The sequence below is a fragment of the Pseudomonas sp. GW460-LB5 genome, assembly GCF_059423245.1.
The window spans coordinates 150,735-160,005 of the sequence record NZ_JBWKXT010000004.1 but is presented as its reverse complement, the minus strand read 5'-3'; the positions used below and the strand labels follow the sequence as shown (position 1 = coordinate 160,005).

Here is a 9,271-nt window from a genome sequence, read left to right as displayed (position 1 = left end):
TCAGCCCTGCCCGAACCCCTGTAGGAGCAGCCTTGTGCTGCGAAGAGGCCGGTAAGGCTAAAGATTATCTTCGGCTGCAATGGCCTCTTTGCAGCACAAGGCTGCTCCTACAGGGGTCTGTGGTAAGTCGCCGATCGCGACACAAGGCCGCTCCTGCAGGGTCTGTGGCAACAGGTCAGGATCATGAAATGTACGTCATCTATGCCTGATGAAACGTAGGGCAATGCTACGCTCGCGGAAATACTCAGCACGGATACCCACCATGGACATGAACTGGCACCAGGCCCTGCAAGAGAGCCTGCGATGGCTGGCAATCGCTTCGTTCATCACCCTTGTCTGCTTTACCGCTGCCGCGACACTGGCTGTACGTTGCACGCGCTGGGGCAGCCAGTTCTGGCAGCTTGCCGGGCCCTACTTCAGTTTCAGGCGCAGTTGGCGGCCACTGCTGGTGTTTGCGCTGTTGCTGGTGTTGACGCTGTTCTCGGTGCGCCTCAACGTACTGTTCTCGTTCTGGTACAACGGCTTCTACAGTGCCTTGCAAGGCCTGGATCAATCCGCTTTCTGGTACATGCTCGGCGTCTTTGCCGTACTGGCCACCATCCATGTACTGCGTTCGCTGTTCACCTTCTATGTAACCCAGGCATTCAGCATTCGTTGGCGGGTCTGGCTCACCGAGCGTCTGACCCACGACTGGATGCATGGCGATGCCTACTACCGTGGTCAGTTTCTGGCCGAGCCGGTGGACAACCCTGACCAGCGTATCGAACTGGATGCCAATGCATTTGTCACCAACTCGGTCACCCTGGCCTTGGGTGCTGTCAGTGCACTGGTGTCGCTGGTGGCCTTCACCGGGATCCTCTGGTCGCTGTCGGCACCGCTGGCGGTTGCTGGTGTGGAAGTCCCCCGGGCGATGGTGTTTGCCGTGTACCTGTATGTCATCGTTGCCACCTGGATTGCCTTCCGCCTGGGGCGCCCGTTGATCCGTCTGAACTTCCTCAATGAAAAACTCACCGCCAACTTTCGCTATGCGCTGATGCGCCTGCGCGAGAATGCCGAGAACATTGCCTTCTACCAAGGCGCCTCGGTGGAGCGTGGCACGTTACTGGGCCGCTTTGGCGCCTTGATCGTCAATGCCTGGGCGCTGGTGTTCCGGAACCTGAAATTCAGTGGTTTCAACCTGGGTGTTAGCCAGGTTGCCGTGGTGTTCCCGTTTATACTCCAGGCGCCACGCTTCTTCAGCGGTGCGATCAAGTTGGGTGACGTGATGCAGACCGCCCAGGCCTTTGGCCAGGTGCAGGATTCATTGTCGTTCTTCCGCGAATCTTACGATGCGTTCGCTCAATACCGGGCCACCCTCGACCGTCTGACCGGTTTTCTTGATGCCAACCAGCAGGCGAGCGCCTTGCCGCGTGTCACCCTCGAGGCTCAGCAGCATGGGCTGGAAATCATTGATCTGCAGGTGCTGCGGCCAGACGGGCATGCCCTTGTCGCTGACCTTGGCCTGAGCCTGCACGCCGGTCAGGCATTGTTGATCAAGGGCCCGTCGGGCAGTGGTAAAACTACCCTGCTGCGAGCCCTGGCGGGCCTTTGGCCTTACGCTGAAGGTAAGGTCAGGCGCCCGCCAGGCCATCAGGCGTTGTTCCTGTCGCAGCGCCCCTACCTGCCGCTGGGCGACTTGCGGGCGGTCATCGCCTACCCGGCAGCCAGCAAGCCCGAGGACGAAGGACGTATGCAACAGGCCTTGCGCCAGGTCAACCTGGCTCATCTGGCGGAGCGGCTGGAGGTCAGTTGCGACTGGTCGCATATTCTCTCGGTGGGCGAGCAGCAGCGCCTGGCGTTCGCACGGGTGCTGTTCAACCGGCCTCAGGTAGTGTTCCTCGATGAGTCCACTTCGGCGATGGACGAAGGGCTCGAGCACGCCCTGTATTCGCTGCTGCGCACGGAAATGCCGGGTGCGCTGCTGGTCAGTGTTGGCCATCGCAGCACACTGGCGGGGTTCCATACTCACCGGCTGGAGGTGGATGGGCACGGGGGCTGGTCGTTGCTCAAGCAGGAGCCGGCGTTGGCCTAGTCCGGTATGCTCAACGTAACAGCATCACCCCCACCAGGGTGGTGCTGGCAAGCCCTGCGCCGACCAGGAAGGTTGCCTGGAACCCCGCACCATCCCACAACAACCCTGCCACCACGCTGGCCGTCAGCAGTGCCACCCCGGTCAGCAGGTTGAACAGGCCGAAGGCGGTCCCGCGCAGGTTGGCCGGTGCGCTGTCGGCGATCATGGCCGCGAAGATGCCTTGGGTGAAGCCCAGGTGCAGGCCCCAGGCGGCAACCCCCAAGGCCAGCCCCGCCCAGCCAGACAGCAGGGCCAGCAACAGGTCGGCGGCGATCAGCAGCCCCAGCCCCGTCATCAGCACGCCGCGGCGCCCCAGACGGTCCGACATTACCCCGGCAGGGTAGGCCGACACCGAGTAGGCCAGCGCCATCAGCACCAGCACCGCAGGCGCCCACATTGGCGCCAGGCCCATGTCCTGGGCGCGCAGTAGCAGGAAGGCCTCGCTGAAGCGGGCAAGGGTGAACAAGGTGGCCAGGCCGATCAGCCGCCAGTAGGCCGGGCCCAGGCGTACCCGTTCGTGCACCGCCAGCGGTGCGCGCACGGGCGGTGTCGTGGCAGGCGTTTCAGGTTCGTGCACGAAGGCGATGAGGATGTACACCGCCACCAACGCCGGGATCACCGACACCCAGAACACCCTCTGGAAGTGGCTCGCGGTCAGCCACATCAGCACGATCGCCAGCAATGGCCCGAGGAAAGCGCCAACCGTATCCAGCGCCTGACGCAGGCCAAAGGCGGCACCACGCAACTCGGGGGGCGTGACATCAGCCACCAACGCATCACGCGGCGCCCCACGTATGCCTTTGCCGACCCGGTCGACGAAACGTGCTGCGATCAGCCACTCCAGCCCGGAGGCCATGGGGAATACTGGCTTGGTCAGCGCGCCCAAGCCGTAGCCGAGCACGGTCAGCAGCTTGCGCTTGCCCAGCCGGTCGCTGAGCGCGCCGGAAAACACTTTGGTGATCGAGGCGGTTGCCTCGGCGATACCTTCGATAACGCCCACAGCAACCACCGAAGTGCCGAGCACGGTGACCATGTACAGTGGCAGCAGGGCGTGGATCATCTCCGAGGAAATGTCCATGAACATCGACACGAAGCCCAGCGCCCAGACACTGCGCGGGATCTTTGGCAAGGTTCGGCTGGCATTAACGGCGCCGCTTTCTTCATTGCTGCGCATCTGGGGTCTCGTCAGCGTTGCTACGTTCAAACTGTAGGAGCCCACGCGCAGGATGCAAACCGGAACCACGACCGGTCAGGCCAAGCTGCGCACCCGCCGCCAGACGGTGCTGCGGCTGACCCCCAGGCGCCGCGCGGCCTCGTCCATGTCGCCGTCGCAGCAAGCCAGCACCTGACGCGCATGGGCCGTTTCGGCTGCTTTGCCCAGGCTACGCAGGTTGTCGGTGGCGGCATGGGGCAGCTTCGCCGCTGCAGCCGCGCCGGCCTCGAAGAACTCCGGGAACAACGTGGCCAAGTCGACCTTGTCATCGTGGCCCTGCGGACTCAGGCACAAGGCCGCGCGCTCGGCGATGTTCTCCAGCTCACGCATGTTGCCCGGCCAAGGGTGGCGCAGCATCAATGGCAGAATGTGCTGCACGTGCTCGTCACTTGAAGGCGGCAAGCCCCTGGCTCGGCAGTGGCGCGCAAGCAGGGCATTGAACAGCGGCACGATGTCTGCGATCCGCTCGCGTAGCGGCGGTACGGCCAGGCGCAGGATATTCAGGCGGTAATACAGGTCCTGGCGAAAGCGCTGGTCGGCGATGCGCGCGGGCAGGTCGCAATGGGTGGCGGCAATCACCCGGATATCCACTGCCTTCGGCTGGCAGGCGCCCAAACGCAGCACCTCGCGCTCCTGCAGCACCCGCAGCAGGCGGGTTTGCAGGGCCACCGGCATGTCACCTATTTCGTCGAGGAACAAGGTGCCGGTGTGCGCCAGCTCGATCAGGCCGGGCTTGCCGCCTTTGCGCGAACCGGTGAAGGCACCGTCCTCGTAGCCGAACAGTTCACTTTCAAGCAGCGACTCGGGCAGCGCCGCACAGTTGATCGCCACGAACGGCCCCTGTTGGCGCGGGCTGGCGTGGTGCATGCTTTGCGCCAGCAACTCCTTGCCGGTACCACTCTCGCCGGTGATCAGCACCGTGGCGTCGGCCTGTGCGTAGCGCTGAGCCAGGCTCAGGATGGCGCGAAATGCCGGCGCGTCACCGAGCAGTTGCTCGAAGCGATGGCGCGCCTTGAACGGGCGCGCATCGGGCTGTTCACGGCCGCGCCGTGGCAGGCGGTGTGTGGGGGGCTCACCAGCCTTGGCACTCAGGGTCACCAGGCTGTCGAATGTATGGCGCAGGCTTTCGGCATCCAGCGCCAGCACGCCTTGGGCACCCGCGGCGTCGGCCAACTGGCATACCGTTGGCGAGCCGATGATCACCTCGAAGCCATCCGCGACCAAGCGTTCGACCTGATCCCGGGCCTGCTCCAGGCTGGTGTAGGTGTGTTCGCGAATCTGCAGGGTGAACAGCGCCTGCATCGCCGCCAGTTCCGGGTACGGCTGGGCGAAACTGAGGATACCCACCCGGCTGGCCCGGTCGCGGGCCTGCACCAGGGCACGGATCAGGTCGAACTCGCCCAGGTGCAGGGTTCGCACCGAGGTAATCAGGTGATGTCGCAAGTAATCGGCGGCAGCCCCGGAACACAGAATGACGTCTGCCTGCTGGTGGCTTTCCAGCTTGCGCGCCAGTGGCAGCAGGTCGGCCAGGCTGGTTTCGATGACCTCTATACGGGCTTGTTGCCGGTAGTCGGCGCTTACTTGCTCGATCAGTTGCGCCATGCGGCTGGGAGCGGCGGGGCGATGCAGGTGGGTAACCAGCGCAACCACGCGGGGCAGGTAAGCGGTGACGGGCATACAGGCTCCTTGTCTACAGCAATTGGGGCATTACAGAGGGTTTACCAGGTGCCCGCCATCCACGGCCACGATGCTGCCGGTCATGAATGCGCCGGCATCACTGGCCAGCAACAGCAAAGGGCCGTCCAGTTCGTGCAGTTGCCCCAGGCGGCGCATCGGCACGTGGTTTTTGATGTAACCCTGACCGTCCTCGCTGTCGAAGTAGTCTTCGTTCATCTCGGTCCTGAAGTAGCCTGGGGCAATGGCATTGACGCGGATCCGGTAGCGGGCCAGCTCCAGTGCCATGGCCTTGGTCAGTTGCACCACGGCGGCCTTGGCCGTGCAGTAGTGGCTCAGGCCGCTGCCGACCCGCAGGCCGAGGATCGAGGCGATGTTGACGATGCTGCCTGGCTGCCCGGCCTTGACCAGGCGCTGGGCTGCGCACTGGGCAACATGAAACACACCGTCGAGGTTGGTCGAGAGCATGCGTTGCCAGTCCTGCTCCCTCATATCGAGAAAGCGCCCGGGGTCGCCGATACCGGCATTGTTGATGATCACGTCGACCACGCCAAAGCGTGCCTCGGCTTGGTCGAAGGCCTGCTCGACGCTGTCGCGGCGGGTCACGTCCAGTGCCACGGCAAGTGCTTCACCGCCGTTGGCCTGCAGTGCGTCGGCCAGCGCCTGCAGGCGCTCGACCCTGCGCGCTGCCAGCACCACCCGGGCGCCAGCAGCCTGGGCCAGGCGTGCGAAATGCGCGCCCAGGCCGCTGGAGGCCCCGGTGACCAGCACGGTCTTGCCAGTCAAGGAAAATGTGTTTGCAAGCATGCTGTCGGCCCTTGGTCAAAGTACTTCGAACAGGCCGGCGGCACCCATGCCACCGCCCACGCACATGGTCACAACCACGAACCGCTCCCCGCGCCGTTTGCCTTCGAGCAAGGCATGCCCGACCATCCGCGCACCGCTCATGCCATAGGGATGGCCGATGGCGATGGCGCCGCCGTTGACGTTCAGCCGCGCGGGGTCGATACCCAGCTTGTCGCGGCAATACAGCACCTGGCAGGCGAACGCTTCGTTGAGTTCCCACAGGCCGATGTCGCCCACCTTCAGCCCATGCTGCTTGAGCAGGCGCGGCACGGCGTATACCGGGCCAATGCCCATCTCTTCCGGGGCCAGGCCGGCCACCGCGATGCCCCGGTAAAGGCCCAGCGGCTCAAGGTTGCGCTGCTCGGCCAGGCGCGCGTTCATCAGTACGCAGGCGCTGGCACCGTCGGACAGCTGGCTGGCATTGCCGGCGGTGATGCAGCCGCCTTCGAGCACGGGTTTCAAGCCGGTCAGGTCCTCCAGGCGTGTCTGCGGGCGGTTGCCTTCGTCCTGCGTCAGGGTCACCTCGCGGTAACTGACCTCGCCGGTCTGCTTGTCTTTGATCAACTGCTGCGCTGTCACGGGCACGATTTCGGTCTCGAACAACCCGTTGCGCTGGGCGGCGGCGGTGCGCAGCTGTGACTGTAGGGCGTAGGCGTCCTGGGCGTCGCGGCTGATGCCATAGCGCTTGGCCACGTGCTCGGCAGTCTGCAGCATCGGCATGTAGGCATGTGGGACACGTTGAATCACGCGGCTGTCCTGCTCGGCCAATGCCCATTCCAGGTTACGCGCCTGTACCGCGCTGATGTTTTCCTGGCCGGCGCCGACGGTCACCTGCATGCCATCGACCATGATCTGTTTGGCGGCGGTGGCGATTGCCATCAGCCCGGAGGCGCACTGGCGGTCCAGGGTCTGGCCGCTGACCGACACCGGCAGGCCGGCAGCCAGCGCGCTCATGCGGCCCAGGTTCCAGCCAGCGGTGCCGGAGGGCATCGCGGTACCCATTACCAGGTCTTCGATTTCATCACCGGCGATGCTGGCGCGGACCACCGCCGCCTGGATGGCCTGCGCGGCCAGGCTCGGCGAGCGGGTGTTGTTCAGCGCGCCGCGAAAGGCCTTGCCGATCGGGGTACGGGCGGTGGAGAGAATGACGGCTTCTTTCATGTCCGGGGTTCCTTGATGAACAGGGGAGAACGGCTCATAGGCTGGCCGTGCGCAACTTCGCACTGGAAGCCAGGCGCCGCAGCAACGGGGCTGGCTGTAGCCACATGTGGCCATAGGCGCCGAGCGCTTCGCGCTGTTGCTCGATGCCCGCCAGCACGTTGTCCAGGCCCAGCTCGCGGGCATAGTGCAGTGGGCCCCCACGCCAGGCCGGGAAGCCGTAGCCGTTGGTCCACACCAGGTCGATGTCGCCACTGCGCAGGGCAATGCCTTCATCGAGCACCTGCAGGCCCTCGTTGATCAGCATGAACAGGCAGCGGTCGTGGATTTCGGCGTCGCTGATGGTGCGCCGGGTGATGCCCAGCCTGGCCGCCAGTTGCGCCGCAATCTGCTCCACTTCCGGGTCTTCGATGCGTTCGCGGCCTTCGTAGCGGTAGAACCCGCGCCCGCTCTTCTGGCCGTAGCGGCCCAGGCTGTAGAGTTCGTCGGCCAGGCGGAAGTAGCTCGGGTCGTGGGCGATTTCACTGCGCCGTGCCTGGCGCACCAGGTAGCCGACATCAATGCCGGCCAGGTCGTACATGGCGAACACGCCCATGGCCAGGCCCAGGCCGGTGAGGACCTTGTCCACCTGGGCTGGCGAGGCGCCTTCAAGCACCAGGCGGTGGGCTTCGCGGGCATAGGGTTCGAGCATGCGGTTGCCGATGAAGCCAAAGCACACGCCCGAGACCACCGGCAATTTGCCGATGCGCTTGGCGACCTGCAACGTGGTGGCCAGCACGTCGGGCGCCGTCAGCCGGCCGCGCACCACTTCGAGCAGGCGCATGACGTTCGCCGGGCTGAAGAAATGCAGGCCGACCACGTCCTGCGGTCGGCGGGTACAGGCGGCGATGCGGTCGACGTCAAGGGTCGAGGTGTTGCTGGCGAGAATCGCGCCCGCCTTGCACACCCGGTCCAGGGTGCGGAACACCTGCTGCTTGATCGACAGGTCCTCGAACACCGCCTCGATCACCAGGTCGGCGTCGGCCAGGTCGGCGTAGTCGAGGGTACCTTGCAGCAGGTTCATACGTTGATCGAGCTGCTCGGCGCTAAGCTTGCCGCGCTTGATGCTGCCTTCGTAGGTCTTGCGGATCTGCGCCAGGCCCCGGTCCAGCGCTTCGGGCTTGAGCTCCAGCAGGCGTACCGGGATACCGGCGTTGATAAAGTTCATGGCGATGCCGGCGCCCATGGTGCCGGCGCCGATCACCGCCACCCGGTCAATGCTGCGCAGCGCCGTGCTGGCGTCGATGCCGGGTACGCGCAGCGCCTCGCGCTCGGCGAAGAACTGGTGGCGCAGGGCGGTGGCCTGTGGGTCTTGCAGGGCTTCGCGGAACAGTACCTGCTCGCGGGCCAGGCCCTCGGCCAGGGGCATCTCGCAGGCGGCGCGGACCGCGGCGAGCACGCGCAGGGGCGCAGTCTGGCCGGGCTTGCGGGCGATCAGCTGTGCCTCGCGGCTGGCGAAGAAGTCGCTTTCCAGGCCGTCGGCCAAAGGTGTTGCAGGGGCGCTTGGCAGGGCCGGTTGGGCCAGTTGCTCGCGAGCCAAAGTGCAGGCTGCTTCGAGTAAGTCCTGCCGGCTTTCGACCAGGCGATCGATCAGACCCAGGGCAAGGCCCTGGCGGCCATCGATCGGGTCGCCGCTGAGCATCATCTCCAACGCCGGGGCCACGCCGATAAGGCGCGGCAGGCGCTGGGTGCCGCCAGCACCGGGCAGCAGGCCCAGGCGGACTTCGGGAAGCCCCAGGCGTGCGGTGGCGGTAGCCAGACGATGGCTGCAAGCCAGGGCCAGTTCCAGGCCGCCGCCCAGGGCCACCCCGTCGATGGCGGCAATCAGGGGTTTTTCGATGCGGGTCAGGGCATCGAGGAGTTCGGGCAGTGCCGGCGCCTCCCAGGTGCGTGGGCTGCCGAACTCGCTGATGTCGGCACCGGCACTGAACGGCAGTTGCTCACCGTGCAGGATAATGGCCTGCACTTCGGGGTCAGCAGCGGCCCGGCTGCAGGCCTGCATCAGTGCCTGGCGCAAGTCATGGCCAAGGGCGTTGACCGGCGCGTGGCGCAGGCCGATCAGGGCCAGTTGGTTTTCGCGGCGATAGTCGATGAGTTGCATGGGGTAACCTTCCTGTTAGTGGGCCGTGGGCGCACGCCCGACCCGGTGGGAGCGGGCTCGCCCGCGAACACCGGCGAAGCCGGTGCCATGCACCGCGGTGTTTTCTTCGCGGGCAAGCCCGCTCCCACAG

Annotated in this window: 6 protein-coding genes; 1 reads left to right on the top strand and 5 read right to left on the bottom strand. The window is 65.4% G+C overall.

Going from position 1 to position 9,271, the window contains the following annotated elements; genetic code table 11:
• Positions 1 to 262: 262 nt before the first annotated feature.
• Complete coding sequence (locus tag AC07XM_RS05330) at positions 263 to 2,071, top strand: ABC transporter ATP-binding protein/permease (protein ID WP_016485840.1); 1,809 nt, start codon at positions 263 to 265, stop codon at positions 2,069 to 2,071.
• Between the two features lie 10 nt (positions 2,072 to 2,081).
• Here AC07XM_RS05330 and AC07XM_RS05325 read toward each other — a convergent pair whose 3' ends face one another.
• From AC07XM_RS05325 to AC07XM_RS05305, 5 genes are all read right to left on the bottom strand, one after another.
• Positions 2,082 to 3,284, bottom strand: a complete 1,203-nt coding sequence (locus tag AC07XM_RS05325) for an MFS transporter (protein WP_016485841.1) — start codon at positions 3,282 to 3,284, stop codon at positions 2,082 to 2,084.
• Positions 3,285 to 3,359: 75 nt separating this feature from the next.
• Complete coding sequence (gene prpR / locus AC07XM_RS05320; RefSeq protein ID WP_016485842.1) at positions 3,360 to 5,000, bottom strand: propionate catabolism operon regulatory protein PrpR; 1,641 nt, start codon at positions 4,998 to 5,000, stop codon at positions 3,360 to 3,362.
• Positions 5,001 to 5,030: 30 nt separating this feature from the next.
• Positions 5,031 to 5,804 carry an SDR family NAD(P)-dependent oxidoreductase gene (locus tag AC07XM_RS05315; RefSeq protein WP_016485843.1) on the bottom strand — a complete coding sequence of 258 codons (774 nt, stop codon included), beginning with the start codon at positions 5,802 to 5,804 and terminating at the stop codon, positions 5,031 to 5,033.
• A gap of 15 nt (positions 5,805 to 5,819) precedes the next feature.
• Positions 5,820 to 7,004: an acetyl-CoA C-acyltransferase gene (locus tag AC07XM_RS05310; RefSeq protein WP_096425855.1), complete on the bottom strand. Its 1,185-nt coding sequence runs from the start codon at positions 7,002 to 7,004 to the stop codon at positions 5,820 to 5,822.
• Positions 7,005 to 7,038: 34 nt separating this feature from the next.
• Positions 7,039 to 9,141, bottom strand: a complete 2,103-nt coding sequence (locus AC07XM_RS05305; RefSeq protein ID WP_102690264.1) for a 3-hydroxyacyl-CoA dehydrogenase NAD-binding domain-containing protein — start codon at positions 9,139 to 9,141, stop codon at positions 7,039 to 7,041.
• Positions 9,142 to 9,271 lie beyond the last annotated feature (130 nt).